Source organism: Pseudomonas cremoricolorata (assembly GCF_000759535.1).
In the GTDB taxonomy this organism is placed as follows: domain Bacteria; phylum Pseudomonadota; class Gammaproteobacteria; order Pseudomonadales; family Pseudomonadaceae; genus Aquipseudomonas; species Aquipseudomonas cremoricolorata_A.
The window spans coordinates 2,960,702-2,974,102 of record NZ_CP009455.1 but is presented as its reverse complement, the minus strand read 5'-3'; the positions used below and the strand labels follow the sequence as shown (position 1 = coordinate 2,974,102).

15 protein-coding genes are annotated in these 13,401 nt (G+C 60.6%); all 15 read right to left on the bottom strand.

Going from position 1 to position 13,401, the window contains the following annotated elements; genetic code table 11:
- Nucleotides 1-7 precede the first annotated feature (7 nt).
- Nucleotides 8-1,849, bottom strand: coding sequence for an SGNH/GDSL hydrolase family protein (locus tag LK03_RS13285; RefSeq protein WP_038412848.1), 1,842 nt, complete (start codon nucleotides 1,847-1,849; stop codon nucleotides 8-10).
- A 54-nt stretch (nucleotides 1,850-1,903) separates the two neighbouring features.
- Entirely contained in the window at nucleotides 1,904-2,386 is a 483-nt protein-coding gene (locus LK03_RS13280; RefSeq protein WP_038412847.1) for a hypothetical protein, read from the bottom strand.
- Nucleotides 2,383-5,496: a host specificity factor TipJ family phage tail protein gene (locus tag LK03_RS13275; RefSeq protein ID WP_038412846.1), complete on the bottom strand. Its 3,114-nt coding sequence runs from the start codon at nucleotides 5,494-5,496 to the stop codon at nucleotides 2,383-2,385. Before LK03_RS13275 ends, LK03_RS13280 begins: the two co-directional genes overlap by 4 nt.
- Nucleotides 5,453-5,887, bottom strand: a complete 435-nt coding sequence (locus tag LK03_RS13270; RefSeq protein WP_038412845.1) for a hypothetical protein — start codon at nucleotides 5,885-5,887, stop codon at nucleotides 5,453-5,455. Before LK03_RS13270 ends, LK03_RS13275 begins: the two co-directional genes overlap by 44 nt.
- 8 nt (nucleotides 5,888-5,895) lie before the next feature.
- Nucleotides 5,896-6,381 carry a DUF1833 family protein gene (locus LK03_RS13265; RefSeq protein ID WP_038412844.1) on the bottom strand — a complete coding sequence of 162 codons (486 nt, stop codon included), beginning with the start codon at nucleotides 6,379-6,381 and terminating at the stop codon, nucleotides 5,896-5,898.
- Nucleotides 6,378-8,810, bottom strand: a complete 2,433-nt coding sequence (locus LK03_RS13260) for a phage tail tape measure C-terminal domain-containing protein (protein ID WP_038412843.1) — start codon at nucleotides 8,808-8,810, stop codon at nucleotides 6,378-6,380. The genes LK03_RS13265 and LK03_RS13260 overlap by 4 nt, the downstream gene beginning before the upstream one ends.
- A 56-nt stretch (nucleotides 8,811-8,866) precedes the next feature.
- Nucleotides 8,867-9,187, bottom strand: coding sequence for an outer membrane protein assembly factor BamE domain-containing protein (gene bamE, locus LK03_RS13255; RefSeq protein ID WP_038412842.1), 321 nt, complete (start codon nucleotides 9,185-9,187; stop codon nucleotides 8,867-8,869).
- 291 nt (nucleotides 9,188-9,478) lie between these two features.
- Nucleotides 9,479-9,949, bottom strand: a complete 471-nt coding sequence (locus LK03_RS13245; RefSeq protein WP_038412840.1) for a phage tail assembly chaperone family protein, TAC — start codon at nucleotides 9,947-9,949, stop codon at nucleotides 9,479-9,481.
- Nucleotides 9,946-10,443, bottom strand: coding sequence for a phage tail tube protein (locus LK03_RS13240; protein WP_038412839.1), 498 nt, complete (start codon nucleotides 10,441-10,443; stop codon nucleotides 9,946-9,948). The genes LK03_RS13245 and LK03_RS13240 overlap by 4 nt, the downstream gene beginning before the upstream one ends.
- Nucleotides 10,444-10,505: 62 nt before the next feature.
- Nucleotides 10,506-10,874 (bottom strand): DUF3168 domain-containing protein, encoded by a 369-nt coding sequence (locus LK03_RS13235; protein ID WP_038412838.1) that lies wholly within the window; start codon nucleotides 10,872-10,874, stop codon nucleotides 10,506-10,508.
- Complete coding sequence (locus LK03_RS13230; protein WP_038412837.1) at nucleotides 10,871-11,356, bottom strand: HK97-gp10 family putative phage morphogenesis protein; 486 nt, start codon at nucleotides 11,354-11,356, stop codon at nucleotides 10,871-10,873. The genes LK03_RS13235 and LK03_RS13230 overlap by 4 nt, the downstream gene beginning before the upstream one ends.
- The gene (locus tag LK03_RS13225; RefSeq protein WP_038412836.1) at nucleotides 11,349-11,687 is read right to left on the bottom strand and encodes a phage head closure protein; all 339 of its coding nucleotides are present in this window, start codon (nucleotides 11,685-11,687) and stop codon (nucleotides 11,349-11,351) included. The genes LK03_RS13230 and LK03_RS13225 overlap by 8 nt, the downstream gene beginning before the upstream one ends.
- Nucleotides 11,684-12,013: a head-tail connector protein gene (locus LK03_RS13220; protein ID WP_038412835.1), complete on the bottom strand. Its 330-nt coding sequence runs from the start codon at nucleotides 12,011-12,013 to the stop codon at nucleotides 11,684-11,686. The genes LK03_RS13225 and LK03_RS13220 overlap by 4 nt, the downstream gene beginning before the upstream one ends.
- Entirely contained in the window at nucleotides 12,010-12,195 is a 186-nt protein-coding gene (locus tag LK03_RS13215; protein WP_038412834.1) for a hypothetical protein, read from the bottom strand. The genes LK03_RS13220 and LK03_RS13215 overlap by 4 nt, the downstream gene beginning before the upstream one ends.
- 41 nt (nucleotides 12,196-12,236) lie before the next feature.
- Nucleotides 12,237-13,400: a phage major capsid protein gene (locus LK03_RS13210; RefSeq protein ID WP_038412833.1), complete on the bottom strand. Its 1,164-nt coding sequence runs from the start codon at nucleotides 13,398-13,400 to the stop codon at nucleotides 12,237-12,239.
- Nucleotide 13,401: the final 1 nt, after the last annotated feature.

Sequence of the window (13,401 nt, the reverse complement as noted above, 5' to 3'; positions counted from 1 at the left end):
ATTTTCCTTAAATTAATCCCAAGTTTGACGCGCTGATGTAAGGGGCGATGCTGTTAAAAAGTCTCTGTCGGTTGGCTTGGCCAGGATGTGTGTAGTCAGAAAGCTGGACAACAGCGAATCCGGTTACTGGATCTACAGTGCCTGCTGCGGTTTGGTAGCCGACTTCTGGATCTGAGAAAGCCCATGAAGGCACGATGACGGTATTTGGGTTAGCCAGTACCTTGTGAAGCGCCATGATTGATCGGATCAGCGGGATGTACTTGTTCGTCCAGTCTGCGTTACGAACAGTTTGATAGGGCAGGCCTGGCAGAAAGCGAATGATTTTTGCGTTTGGCCAGGCAGCTCTCATGCGGGCAAACATCAACCCCTCATTGTCATTCACATAGTTCTGGATTGCGCTGGTTCCGGACAACTTGCCAAAGTCGTTCATGCCAAGACCGTAGACAATCACATCAGGCGGTTGAAGGTTGAACCTGGACTGGTAAAAAGCGAAGTCAAGAACATAGCCATTGCGCACAATGGCAGGGTCGTCGTTCGATGTTGCTGGACGGATGAAGGGATTCCGGTTGCGTCTTTCTATTTTTGAGAGAGCCAAATACTCGGATTCCCCGCCAGCGGGCACTGGAATTGTTATTTCGGTAATGGAGGCGTAGGTGAAGTTGGCAGTCTCGTAAGCTTCACGGGCTTCGCCAAGGGGACCAGACTCGTTGTAGGCCTGGTTTTCGACCCCTGACCCGCCTATGGTGCCTATCCAGTTCGAGTCCCGGCCATTGCGCTGGATGGCAGCCTTCATGATCTGGGCGCCCTGTCGATTACTGATACTGTCGCCGATCAGCAGCACATTGGGCACTTTTCCAGCACTTGAAGCCACTGGCAAATCAATCATCTGAAGATCCAGCAAGTGCTCGTATGTCCCGTTCATGGGGTCGCGCAGCTTGAGCCTTGCAGCTGCTCCATAATCAGAACATTGGATAACCAGATCCGAATTGGACGTCGTCGAAGCGGCTGTGGTGGTGCTCCAGATTGAGGCCACCAACCCAGCTGCGAGATCACGATTTGATATCAGGCTTGGGACATTGATATGCAATGGCGATCCTGCAGCAGTCACCAACTTCGGAGCGAAATACGCACCATCAGCCAGAGGAAATCCTGGCGTTGCTTGAGATACTGGAGCTTCCCCCGGATAGGTCAGATCCTGAAGAATGCTCCCTTCGGCGTCGACGACATAGATTCCAGGCAGCGAAGTCAGACCGATCGTCAGCGGACCAATGGAAATTTCTTCAGCTCCGGCGTGAAGAACCGCGCCACCTTCAGAGTCATAAATCCCCGACTCGACTGCGTGACTGACCGCATCCAGCGCCGGAGTCCGCGTACGCTTTGCCGTAATGGAAAGAAACTCTCCCCCTTCTTGATCGACAGCCACTATTGCTGCTTCGTCATCAGCAATTGGGATAGATGACGGGTCTTGAACAACCTCTGCGATTTGGCCGATGGCGGCAGTCGCTGAATCGACTTGCTGCTTCACCGCCTTCACCGCCTTGGAATTGGGGTAGGTATCGACGAGAGCAGCGCTGCCGTTGGTATTCCGGTACAGGTCGATGTAGTCAGCGTCCGATGCCGACACCACGCTGAAATACCCATCCTGCCGCGTGGCCTGGACGCCCAGCGCTACGGTGGTGTAGATCTGGGCGCCAGCCATCTGTACCGCCAAGTCGGCAAGCACCTTGGCATTGGTGGGCCGCATCACGCCGCCGCCCACGTCCATCATCTTGATCTCAGGCGACAGCATCAGCTCGTTGGTGGTGTCGATCGTTTCCGTTAAGCGCGCGATTTCATCGGCTCCGCTCATGTTTTCTCCAGACGAAAAAAAGCCCACCGAAGTGGGCGTAGTAGTAAGGGCGGATCAAACGGCCGTTGCGCCAGGCCAAGACCGGGTGTACCACCGCTGCAGCAGCTCGCGCAGCGCAGCGTTCATCACGGGCAGCTTCATGCCGGCCAACAGCTCGATGTACTCGGCTTCATCGACGATGGGCAGATCGTACACTTCGAGCTCAGCCGTGTAGCGCCAGAGGTCGATGCCCACCAGTTCCGGGATGACCGGCTGGTCGGTGAAGCGTGCGCGTGTGGGTTCGAGTCCTACCGGTGTTTTGATCGGGCACAGAAACCAGTCGGCCCAACGGATATCCCACTTGCGCCAGCCGTCGAACAGTTGGGCTTCCTTGCGCGTAAACAGCCATGACACATTGAACAGGGCCGGCACCGATCTGTAGCGGCGGCGCTGCATGGCCCGCCCGCTTGCCATTGGAGTGCGAACGATCTGGCTGACCGGCGAGATGCCATAGCCCTCGCGAAGCGGGAACGGTAGAAGATCGGGAATCGCTTTCATGAAACTGCCCCCCGGGCCGGCGCGAAATTGTTGTCGTCGCTGTAAACGCGCACGTCGTAGTTCACCGCCTCCACATCGGTGGTGTAGTCGTCCGGAGCGATCGACTTCATCAGGATCGGGTAGCACCAGCGCTGGGTCGTACCGAACATCAGGTACGGTGGCTCGGTATCCCAGGACAGATCAGGCACGAAGTCCAGCTCGGGCACGGTCAGCCGTACCTCGTCGACGCGCGTGGCCGGCCAGGGACCGCTTAGGGAGCCATCCTTGCGGCGCAGCGCGATCACATGGCTCGCGCCCTCCTCCCACGCCAGCGGCTCCGAGCTTTCCAGCAGCGTCATGCCGTTGCCCGCGATGAAGTCCACCAGCACCCCGCTCTGGCCGTAGCCCGGAATGTCATCGGAGGCTGCGCAGTAGCTCATGTACCGGCTGTTCATCGCTGAAAGTTCGGTGGTGAAGCTGTAACCGTGACGCTGGTACCGGTAGCGGCGCCGCTGCCGAATGCCGATGCGCCAGGCGCGATCCCGATCGACCACGCCCTTGAGCGTGATTTTCTCCGTCTTGGCGCCAGCATCCCCGCTCAACCTGCAGGGCACCGTCTCGACCTGCCAGGTCTGCTCGTCCACATACTCCACATCGACGCCGTCGTAATCATCCGGGCGCACCGTGGTGAACTTGCGGGTGAGATTGCCGACCATGTTCTGCGGTGAGTACATGTGCTCGTAGACCGATCGGGGTTCGTCCCGCACTGGGCGGATCAGCCCGCGGTCAATGGTCAGCTCGGCGAATCCCGCCATCAATGCCGTGTTGAGCGCGTCGAGAACTGTCTCCTGGCTGGAGATGACCAGGTCGAAGGTATCGCCCCGGGCCTTCCAGATAGCGTCCAGTCGATCCAGCTCAGCCAAGTCCAGGTCTGCATCGGTGTAGCCGATCGTGCGGGCCACGTGCGCCACCCAGGGCGCGATGTCCCTGGTCGGTGTTTCTACGGCCCAGGCCCCGCCACTGCGCACCGGCAGCACACGGGTTGGCCGCACGGACACCATCGTCTCCGAGCGGGCCGAGAGCCGGTTGCTGCCTTTGACGTAGACGACCATAACCGTAACGCCCAGGTACCGCTTGGGCGCGCGATCGATGCGCCCGCGCAGGCCATACCACTGCATCCGGTCCTGCTTGTTGGAGGTAGTGGACTCTTCGCCGATCCGGCGCACCCGTACTTCCGGCCGCATTGCGACCGGCAGCGATATCTTGAGCGTGTAGCCCACCTGGTCTGCGGTCATGGCGGTGTACGTCTTCACGACCGGGGTCCAGGCGCCGGCGGTGGCCATGTCGCGATACTGCACCTCGACCTTGACGCTGACCTGCCGCTGGTTGCCGTTCTTTTCGGTGTAACGGATCAGGCCCTGCGGGGCGAAGAGGTCCAATTCGATGAGACGGGTCACCTCCCCGGGCGGGACCACCGCAATCGGTCCAGACCAGTCGCCCTCGACGGTCGAGCCGTCCAGCACCAGGTTGGCATCGCTGCTCTGTAGCGAATCGAACCCTTCCCAATTCTGGTCCTGGGCGCCCGTATCCTTCAGACGCGCCAGCGTGATAGCCGACGGGCCGTGGCTCTCGTTTTCGTCAGTGTCCTCGTCATCCTCGGCCGCGTCGTCTGAAACTGCGGTGATCCGGTAGCGCAGCCCGCGGTAGCCAATGCTCGACAGCTGATCACCTGTCTGCAGCCCGACTGCCGGCGCACCAGCGTCGAAGGCCAGGGTCATGCTGGCAAACTTGCCTTCGGTTGCCGCTTGAGACTTGACGCCGGTGGCGAACACCGGGTTGAAACCGAACACATCCGACGTAGAGCCCTGCAGGTCCAGCGTTTGGCCGCTGAAGGGCGCCGCCTGCTCGGCGATGCGCAGGCGCCCGCTCGCGGCGCTGGCCACCAGAGCGGTACCTGCCAGCGCCGAGTTTACGGCTGAGACCAGGCCGGCCAGGTTGGTGGTGGACGTATTAAGCGTGACGGGAAAACTGCTGGTACCGCGAGTCACTGTAAAGCTCAGAGGCATCCCACTGAAATCATACCGGGTTGGTGCAGCGCTGCCGGTGACGGTCGAGGGGCTACCAGGAACAGCGGGACTGCCGGGCACCTCTGGGCTGTAGGTGGCAACCACGTATTCGCCTGCATTGGCGCCAGTGATCTCGATCTTCATGCCAACGAAAGGCTGCACCATGGGCAGGTGCGGGCCGCTGACCACGGTCGGGCCGCCGTCCGCCGGCGCCGTGAAGGTATAGACGTAGGGCAGATCGACGCGGGCAATCATGCCGCTGTCCCAGCCTGCTGGGAACCAGCCGGCGCCCTCGGGGACGGTCAACACAAAGTCGCCAGCCACGACCGCGCTGCCGGCGAATTGCTGCTGCACGGTCGTGGTGGTGGTCAATGTCAGGCCGGCGCTGCCGGTCTTGGTCGCGCCCACTTCTGTCGCGCTATGCCACCACTGCGCAGCGGTTTCAGCCGATAGATCCTCGCCCGGGCCGAATATCTTGTAGGTGGCGGTAGACCCCAGCGAGGCAATCGGCGTGTCGCCGACCATCACATCGCCAGGAAGCACACGGTACTTGCCGCGGCCAATGCACAGCAGCAACTCAGTCCACTGCTCGGTTGGGCCACCGAAGTAGGTGTGCCCAGGAACCAGAAAATCCGGGTATCGCTTGGGCGATCCGGCCAGTTCAGGAATTACGTCGTTCAAGGCGGCCTGGTTGCCCTTGACCGTGGACAGGTTCAGTTCGCGCGACGACCGATTCTGGTTGCTCGGCGTTGCCGGCGTGACCGGGTCGAACGGGTTTCCCAGGCCGAACAGCTTGGCCAGTGGGCCGGGCTTGAAGATGGTCTTGAGGGCGCTGCCCTTGGGTTCGATGTAGATGCCGACTTGGCTGGCTGGGCTGATCTCGCGGTCTGCCCAGGCAGAAGGCGGCACCAGCTCGTCGTCGACGGTGATGCTGATCGGCGGTGCCGGTAGCGGGCGGTAGCCGCGCACGTTGGCGATTAGCCAGGCCTCAAGCGTGATGCCCTCGGCGATCGGGCGTCGTTCAACAGGCCCGCCGCCCAGCTTGCTCGGAAAGATCTCGATCACGATGGTATTTCACTCTTGGGTAGGACCGCTCGAAGTCGATCAGACGCATGTTGTCGACGCCGGCAACGGCATCGATTTCGAAGACCCGCAATTCACCATCGATGGGCACCACCACCCCGACGTGGATGCAGAGCCCGCCATGCAGAACAGCGGCGATGGCGCCGGGCACTGGAGGCCCCTCCGGCATCAGCTCGGCGTACTGGGCATACGCCTTGGCAGAGCTGCGCAGGTCGCGGCGGTCGATCGGGCCGAATGCTGGAAGTGCCGGCAGGCCCAGCACTTCCTCGCGGATTGCCAGCACCAGCCCCCAGCAGTCGAGCAGGTATCGACCGCCCACGACCTCGCCCCGCGCACCATCCTGATAGGTAGCAGTGAAGTATTTGTCGTACATGAATCAGGTCATCCCACGTATGTCAGGCCACACGCGAACTCGGTGGTGTAGCGCGCCCGGTTCCAGGCCATGTTGATGAGGTCGTAATAGCCCGCTTCGATCTGCACCGTGGGGCCGTCCATGGTCCCGCCAAAGGCCGTCATCCGGTACGGCCGGTCGGCAGGCTCGGTCAGCACGCTGAACAAATACTCGCGGTACACAAGCGTCACGCGTGCTTCCGCCTCAAGCGAGGCGTCCAGCCGGCGCTGGGCCTCGCCGGTCACGTTGTCGATGGTGAAGGTCAGGGTCTGCGAGCCGGTGTCGTCCTTGGCTGGCAGTTGCACCTCGATGGCAGACGCCTGGAAGGTGACAGTCTTGCCAGCCTCGGTGGTTGCGCGCAGGTCTTCGAAGTCCTGCACCAGGTACACCGGCGTGTCCCAAGCCGGGCATGAGATTTCCAAGGTGGAGATGATGTCGTCACCGCCCGAGGCATACACCACTTCGAGCGCGTTCATCGTGGCTGTCTCCGCATGCCGAAGGCACTACCGGCCGCACGGCTGGCCTTGCCGGTGCCAGTGGCGAAGCCCTTGGCGATGTGGTCCTCAGCAGCAGCGATGTACACCTTCAGGGTGTTGCCATCCATCCGCGTGCGAACCTCATCACTGCCGTGGTTATTGATTTGCACATTGAGGCCAGAACCTGGCGCTGAGGCGCTGGCTGCCACGCTGTCGAGCGTTCGGTCAAGCTTCGCGCTGGTTTCGGCAGTGGTTACCCGCTCCCCCTTTTTCAGGTTCCAGGTACCGTCTTCCGGAACGTAGTCGATACCATCGTGAGCCTGGCCATCCAGCGAGGCGCCAACTGCGGTCATCAGTATGCCGGCTGCGCCAGCGGCTGCGATGGCCGCGCCTGGCGCGATAGCAGGTCCAACAAACGGCACGCCAATCATGGCCGTGAAGGCACTGAGGGCCGCCATCGCCACCTGCGCAGCGGCATACGACATCAGGGCACTGCCCATGGACTTCATGAACGTGGCCGCGAAGCCCTTCACATCAAGCTTTCCGGTCTCGGCCCATTCGGTGACCGTGTCAGTCAGGTTGCGGAACGTGTCGGCGCCAACGCTCTGCATGTTGCTGTACAGGTCCATCGCAGCTTCAGCCTGGGTTGCGAATCCGCTCATGAATCCGGCGGTACCGTTCTGCTGCAGCTTGTCGATATCGTCGTAGTATTTCTCCTGCATGGCGCGGCGCTTTTCGAGCGCGTCGCTGAGGATCTTCGTCTCACGCTCGTAGGCCGAATCGGATATGTCGCCAGCTTCATGGCGCTGCCGCAATTCCTCCAACTGATCCTGGTAGTCCTGCTCGATTGCCAGCAACTCGAGAGTGCGCTGCCGCACTTTGTCACTGCTGTAGGCATCGAGGAGCGGCGTGTCCAAGGCGCGCTGGTCGATCTTGAGCTGCCGCTTGACGCTGGAATCAAATCCAGCGACTGCCTTGTCATCTTCCTTGGCCTGTTTCAGCTTTTTCAGCTGATCAAGTTCGGCGGCCAGGCCTTTGAGTCGCTCTTGCTGCTTCTCGCTCAGTCCCTTGAGGTTGCCCGACTCCAGCTCGAACTGAAGCTTGGCGACCTCGGTTGCATCCTTGCGCTTGTCCGTTTCCGTGTTGATGAGAGCGATCTGCCGCTTGTAGCCCTCTTCTGCGGTATCGAACTGATCCTGGAGCTTCTTCGCCGCCTGCTCCGCGGCCTTGGCGGCGGCTTGTTGGGCGGGAGTGACAGCAGTGAATGATCCGTCGGCGCCCTTGCGTAGTTGCTCAAGCAGGTCGGCCAGTTCCTTCACCTGATTTGACGGGCCAGCTGAAGCAGGCTCGTCGAGACCATCCATCAGCTTTTTGTACATGGCAGCCAGGTCGTTCATGTCCCCCTTAGTAGCGGCAATGGAAGCGCCCATCTGGTCCATGTTCTTAAAGGCGCTGTAGAGCCTGACGGGGGGTAGATAGCGCTCCCACCATGAGGCATCTTCGCCGCCCACCATGGCGTTATCCAGGTCGGAAAGCCCTTTCAGACCGACGCCAAGCATGTGCAGGCCGCCGACCGTACCCACTGCTATCTTGCCGAGGAATCGAATACTCCCGGCGAGATCATCAGAGACCTTCTTGGCCAGCACGCCGTCGGTGGTGATCTCTGTCAGCTTGCCTGCAAAGTTGGAGAGAACAGGCAGAAGTGCCGACTGAATCTGCGTGCCCATGCCGCTCAGCGCGTTTTCTACAAGCCACGACGCAGCCTTGAGTTCCTGTGCCGCTCGAATGGTCTTGTCGTCCATGATTGCGCCCGCTGCCTCAGCGGCAGCGCCGAACTTCTGGAACCCTTCAGCGTTGTTCTTGAGCAGCGGCAGCAACAGCGTGGCATCGCTCGCAATGGCCTCCATGTAGAACGTCATGTCCGACTGGCTGACCTTGGCCTTCTCAATGCTGGAGACATACAGACCCAGCGCCTGGCTGCCGCTCAGATTGCGGAACTGATCGGCTGTCACACCGACCTTGGGCGCGATCTGCTCGAAGAAATCCTTCATCGCACCGCCACCGGTGTTTAGAAAGTCACCTACCTTGTCGTTCACATCCTTGAGGATGTCGGCCAGCTTGTCTTGCTCGACACCGACCACCTTGGCCCCGGCCGCAAGCTTCTGGAAATCAGTGGTGCTGACGTTTGCTACCGATGCCAGGTTGGCGATTTCAGTTGCGGAGTTGACCGCTGAAACCGTCAGAGACGTGATGGCTGTCAGACCGGCTGCGACGCCAGCACTGATCGCTACCCCCACAGCCTTTGCATGCTTCTCGACCGACTTCCGCCAGCGCTGCGAGCTCCTCTCGGCTTTGTCCATGCCAGCAACAAAGCCACCCACCTTGGCAATGATATCCAGAGTCAAAGTGCCCAACGATCTGGATGCCATCTTTCCTCCGGGCATAAAAAAACCCGCTCAAGGCGGGCTGATTTCAAGAAATGGATTCACCTGAATCCGAAGTTGGGGGAGTTGTATTTCGCCACCCCGTACTTGGTAGCTTTTCCGTCAGGACCGAACGTCACTGTCAGTACCTCGGAACCGGATCGAACACCGCCGAACGCTACATACGACCAGGCCCAGGCAACTGATCGAGCCCCATCGGACTCGACCTGATATGACATGGGCTTGCCAAGCATCGCCGCGACATCCGCCTCCGTCGTCTCTCCAACCTTGATTTGATCGATCTGCTGCTGGGTGATCCGTTTCCCGCTTACGCATGCTGAGAGCGCAAGCGCCATGAAGATGATGAGAAAGATGTTCCGCATTAGCCACGCTCCTTGTTGGGCTGGGCAATTTACCACTACATCGGCGCTGATCGCACCCCGGCATCTTTCACGTCCACGTCGCCATGGCATCCGCCAGCGAGATCGGACCTTCTTCATTTTCGTGAAGAGCGAAGTCTGTCCAGCTATACGGCTGGGGTGTTTTTTGCGGATCTCGGTGCAGGTTAGCTGTGAGCGCTGCCAGCATCGCTACTGACCGCTCGACACGCATACCCAGATGCATCGAACCGCGACGGGCCCGGAATTTCACCCATGAGCGAAACTCGCTGAGACTCAGGTTTTCCTTGGCTTGCGCGATCGTCGCGCCGCCGACCCCGCAGAGGACGAGTTCGTGCCAGAGCTCGTCGAGCTCGGTGAGCTCCTGGTCTTTCCCAGGTCGTTGACCTCCTGAATGGCGAGCAGCAATGCGACCGAAAGTCCGCCGTCGAGAGAGCCGAGGCGCTTCTGGCTATCCGGGTCTTTCTCCAACTCAGCCGGATCGAGCGGACCATGGGTGATGTCGAGCGGGCTGCTGAACACCGGGTAGCCGTGCTCGTCACAGATAGACGCAGCGATCTTGCCCGCAATCGTGTCGTGCTTGCCGTTGAAGGACAGCACGTCGTTCACCGCGGTCTGGTACCCCAGGGGGCGCACATAGATGGTCGCGGTGTAGTCCTCACCGTTCTGCCGCCAGTGAATTTCCTTCTCCACTGGCCGGCCGGTGAAAGAGCCCGAGCTCTTGAGTGAGTCGAGAGTCAGTTTCATGCCGGGTCCTTAACGATCCAGTTGAGCTTGCCGGAGCGCTGGATGGTTGCAGCGGTGCTCACCGACGTGTTGCTTGCGAAGTCGAACGGAAAGTCGGCGACATAGCCTTCGAACAGGCACCAGGTGCGCGTCTTCGGCAACTCGAAGTCATCGCCGGCGGCATTCGCTGTAGGCGCAATGTCCTTCCCGTCAGACCAGCCAAGTGCCCAGAGGATGTCTTCGTCCTCATCGTCCTGCGAAAGCTGGAACATGCGGACGTGGCTCGCATTGCGCGGGTCGGCCAGGATGGTGGCGGTAGCTTGGCCTGGGGTTCGCAGGCCCTTTTTGTATTTGCGCTCGGTGTCGGCCAGACAGGTGTCATCGATCTGATCCGCCGGCGAACCGCCAGGGTTGAACGCGGTGAGGCATTCGACCTCCATCACAGTCCGTTTACCAGTGCCACTCAAAGGCCGCACCAAAGCATAGAGCTGGGCGCCCTGGGCTTTCATCGACATGGGTTATCTCCAGTCAGGAATAAAATAGCCCGCACTGGGCGGGCATTGGGTAGATCGACAGTTCAGCGGGATACCCACCAATCCACGTCGAAACTGGCTCGAAAGTTGTTGGTGGCAGGGTCTCGACCTTCAGCGCCCCAGCGGGTGATGTAGGCCTCAAGCTCAATTGCGTCACGCATCGCGTCCCGGACTTGGCGTGCCTTCTGCCCAGTGGTGGCGTAGATGTCGACCTGCAGCGTGATCCCGTCGGCATCGGGCCGACCCGCCAGGTAATTCTCGGGACTGCCGTTGACGACCTGCCAGACGGCGTATGGCTTGGTAACGCCCTGCTCTGCCTCCCCGAATGAATAGAGACGCATATCAGTGCCAGAGCCAAGCAGCGCCGTCACAGCAGGGCTCTGCAAGCAGGCTTGCACGATAGGTGGTGTCATGAGGTTGCTGCCCTCCTCGCTGCGCGTCGAATGGCTCGGTCGATTGACTTCTCGTACTCGGACACGAAGGTGTTGGTCACCTCGCTGATGCTGTTAGCCAAGGCCGGGCGCATGAAGGGGACAGCAGCCATCTTCTCGGTACCGAACTCGATCAGGCGCCAGTGAGGCGTCGGCGCATTCGCGCTGAGGTCGCCACCGTCCCGGAGCACGGCGCCGTGTAGAACGCCGACGCGGAACCCGAGATCGCCAGTGCGTTTGAAGAGACGCCCGTTCCATCGCAACACGATGTTGTCGGCTATCGACCGACCGGTGGCCTTGTCATCAATACGCTCGGCGCCGGCTTTGGCCTTCAGCACTACGACTTGAGCGGCCTTGCGCAATGCAGCACGGCCTCCCTTGCGCTTTGTGTCGTACGTCACCTCGTCCAGCTTCCCCAGCAGGCTGTCCAGCCCGATGATGCTGAAATCGACGCCGTCACCCATCTTTTATCCCTTTCGAAACCAGCAGCGTCAGGTACTCGCGCCCAGAGTTGGGGTCTTCCAACGGCTGACCTTCAATGCTGTACAGCTCGTCACGATGAATGATGCGCATTGTTGAAAGTACGCCTGGTCGATAGCGGATCACGATCCGGGCCGTCGCCTCGGACTGAGCAGCCTGAGCGGCAATAAGGTCGCGGGCCGATAGGGGGTTAATCTGCGCCCACACCTTTGCCAGCACTTGCCACTCTGGCTCGCCGAATTCCAAAGTCACCGGGTCTCGTGAAGCGACCTTGTGCTGTATCTCGACTTGATGCCGAAGGTCACCTGCCCTCATACACGCACCTCATCACGGGGCCCGTACCAGTCGCGAGACGACCAGAGCAAGGACTCGACCGCCAGGGGCAGCTCCGCAGCGATGGTGCCTGTGACGATCGCTTCGCGATTAGCGTAGGAGTGGCCGATAAGCAGCAGGAGCGCTGATTTGAAGCTGGCAGGGAAATCTCCGGGCTCTACCAGCTTCGGGTTGTCGCAGTACCAAAGCGCCCAGGCAAGGGCAGACTCCGCGTACAGCTCAATCAGCGTGTCTTCTGAGTCGCCTTCTACTCGCAAATGCAGCTTGATCGTCGCCAGGGGCACTAGGTCCTGAGCGGCTATCTTCATTTCTTCTTGCTCGTCTTGGTGGTCACTTCCCCATCCTTGGAAGGCGGTCCGTCGACGTACTCGGCAAGCTCCATGCCTACCAGGGCCTCCGCAGTGGCCTCATCCACTGGGCGCTCTTCGTGCTGGTCGAAGTTTCCTTCGTGGTAGTGGGAGAATTGGCGAAGCGCGCGAATCTTGGTCATGGTCACTCCGGGACAGTTGCCTGCCCCGGCCTCGCAGTCGGTTAGGCAGCAGCCGGGAATGCGCCCTTGATGATGGCCTTCGGGCGGTAGTGCGCCAGCGCCAGGCGCTCTTCGCAGAGGATGGTCAGCATGTTCTTGACGAAGTTGTCGCGATCCTCGCGGCTGACCTCAACAGTTGCGTCCATGCGATCCCAGACCTGGGACGCCAGGTCGAAGCCACCAACGGTGAACGTGCCCTGAGCCTGGGCCTTAGTGGCCACGACCGGCAGACCCCACATGACCTTGGCTGCGAAGGCAGCCGGACCGCCGAAGATGTAGCGGCCATCGGCGTCCTTGAGCAGCGCGATGGCGTGCCAGTCGCGCGGGTTGAGGATGATCCCGGACGCCTCGAATTCCGACTCGCTGGTCTGGAAGATGGCGTGAGCGATCATGTCTGCGCGCGTATCGCCGGCCACTGTCAGGGTGGTGTCGTAGGCGGTGGCCACCTTGTTCAGGCCGTTCAGGTTGTCGCCGGTACCGTCGCCGTTGAGCAGTTGGCCTTCCTCGACCAGCGCCAGACCGAACAGCAGCCGGTTGTTGACGTAGGACTCAAGCATCGGAGCATCGTCCATCACCTGGCGCGATGCCTGAATCCAGTGAGCGATGGTCTTGACGGTGGCCGTTTCCTTGGTGAAGGTCAGGTTCGACTCTGGCTTCAGGTTGCCCTCGGCCACCGGTGCGGCGCTATTGGTGAACACGTTCTCGCGCACGTATTCGAGCGAGTTCGAGCTGATACGACCCTGGGCCAGCAGGTCGCGAATGGTCAGCCGGCGCAGGCCAGGCATCAGAATGCCCGGATTCACCTGCGGCTGGATCAGGGCGCCGGCAGATGCCGCGCCGCTTCCGAGCTGCTTGTCGAAGCTTTTCACGTCGACCTTGCCAGAGGACTTGCCGTCCCAGGACTTTTTCAGATCTTCAGCGGTTCGCTCAGCAAAGCTCTTCTGCTTGGTCGGGTCGTCGGGGCTGCCACCGGCCAGCTTTTGCTCGATGTCGAACAGGCGAGTGCCGGCGGTCTTGAGCTCTTCCTGTACGGTGGTCAGATCGGTCTGCAGCTGCTTGCTGATAACGCCGTTCTGCTGAATTTCGTTCTTCTGGGCGTCGAACAGCTCCTGCATGCGGGTCTGTGCGGTTTCGATCGCTTTCTGTACGTCAGAAAGTTCGGACATG

What these genes read in the sequence shown, in the direction of transcription:
- LK03_RS13285 (WP_038412848.1), bottom strand. Translation starts at nt 1,849, where the DNA reads ATGAGCGGAGCCGATGAAATCGCGCGCTTAACGGAAACGATCGACACC.
- LK03_RS13280 (WP_038412847.1), bottom strand. Translation starts at nt 2,386, where the DNA reads ATGAAAGCGATTCCCGATCTTCTACCGTTCCCGCTTCGCGAGGGCTAT.
- LK03_RS13270 (WP_038412845.1), bottom strand. Translation starts at nt 5,887, where the DNA reads ATGTACGACAAATACTTCACTGCTACCTATCAGGATGGTGCGCGGGGC.
- LK03_RS13265 (WP_038412844.1), bottom strand. Translation starts at nt 6,381, where the DNA reads ATGAACGCGCTCGAAGTGGTGTATGCCTCGGGCGGTGACGACATCATC.
- LK03_RS13260 (WP_038412843.1), bottom strand. Translation starts at nt 8,810, where the DNA reads ATGGCATCCAGATCGTTGGGCACTTTGACTCTGGATATCATTGCCAAG.
- bamE (WP_038412842.1), bottom strand. Translation starts at nt 9,187, where the DNA reads ATGCGGAACATCTTTCTCATCATCTTCATGGCGCTTGCGCTCTCAGCA.
- LK03_RS13245 (WP_038412840.1), bottom strand. Translation starts at nt 9,949, where the DNA reads ATGAAACTGACTCTCGACTCACTCAAGAGCTCGGGCTCTTTCACCGGC.
- LK03_RS13240 (WP_038412839.1), bottom strand. Translation starts at nt 10,443, where the DNA reads ATGTCGATGAAAGCCCAGGGCGCCCAGCTCTATGCTTTGGTGCGGCCT.
- LK03_RS13235 (WP_038412838.1), bottom strand. Translation starts at nt 10,874, where the DNA reads ATGACACCACCTATCGTGCAAGCCTGCTTGCAGAGCCCTGCTGTGACG.
- LK03_RS13230 (WP_038412837.1), bottom strand. Translation starts at nt 11,356, where the DNA reads ATGGGTGACGGCGTCGATTTCAGCATCATCGGGCTGGACAGCCTGCTG.
- LK03_RS13225 (WP_038412836.1), bottom strand. Translation starts at nt 11,687, where the DNA reads ATGAGGGCAGGTGACCTTCGGCATCAAGTCGAGATACAGCACAAGGTC.
- LK03_RS13220 (WP_038412835.1), bottom strand. Translation starts at nt 12,013, where the DNA reads ATGAAGATAGCCGCTCAGGACCTAGTGCCCCTGGCGACGATCAAGCTG.
- LK03_RS13215 (WP_038412834.1), bottom strand. Translation starts at nt 12,195, where the DNA reads ATGACCAAGATTCGCGCGCTTCGCCAATTCTCCCACTACCACGAAGGA.
- LK03_RS13210 (WP_038412833.1), bottom strand. Translation starts at nt 13,400, where the DNA reads ATGTCCGAACTTTCTGACGTACAGAAAGCGATCGAAACCGCACAGACC.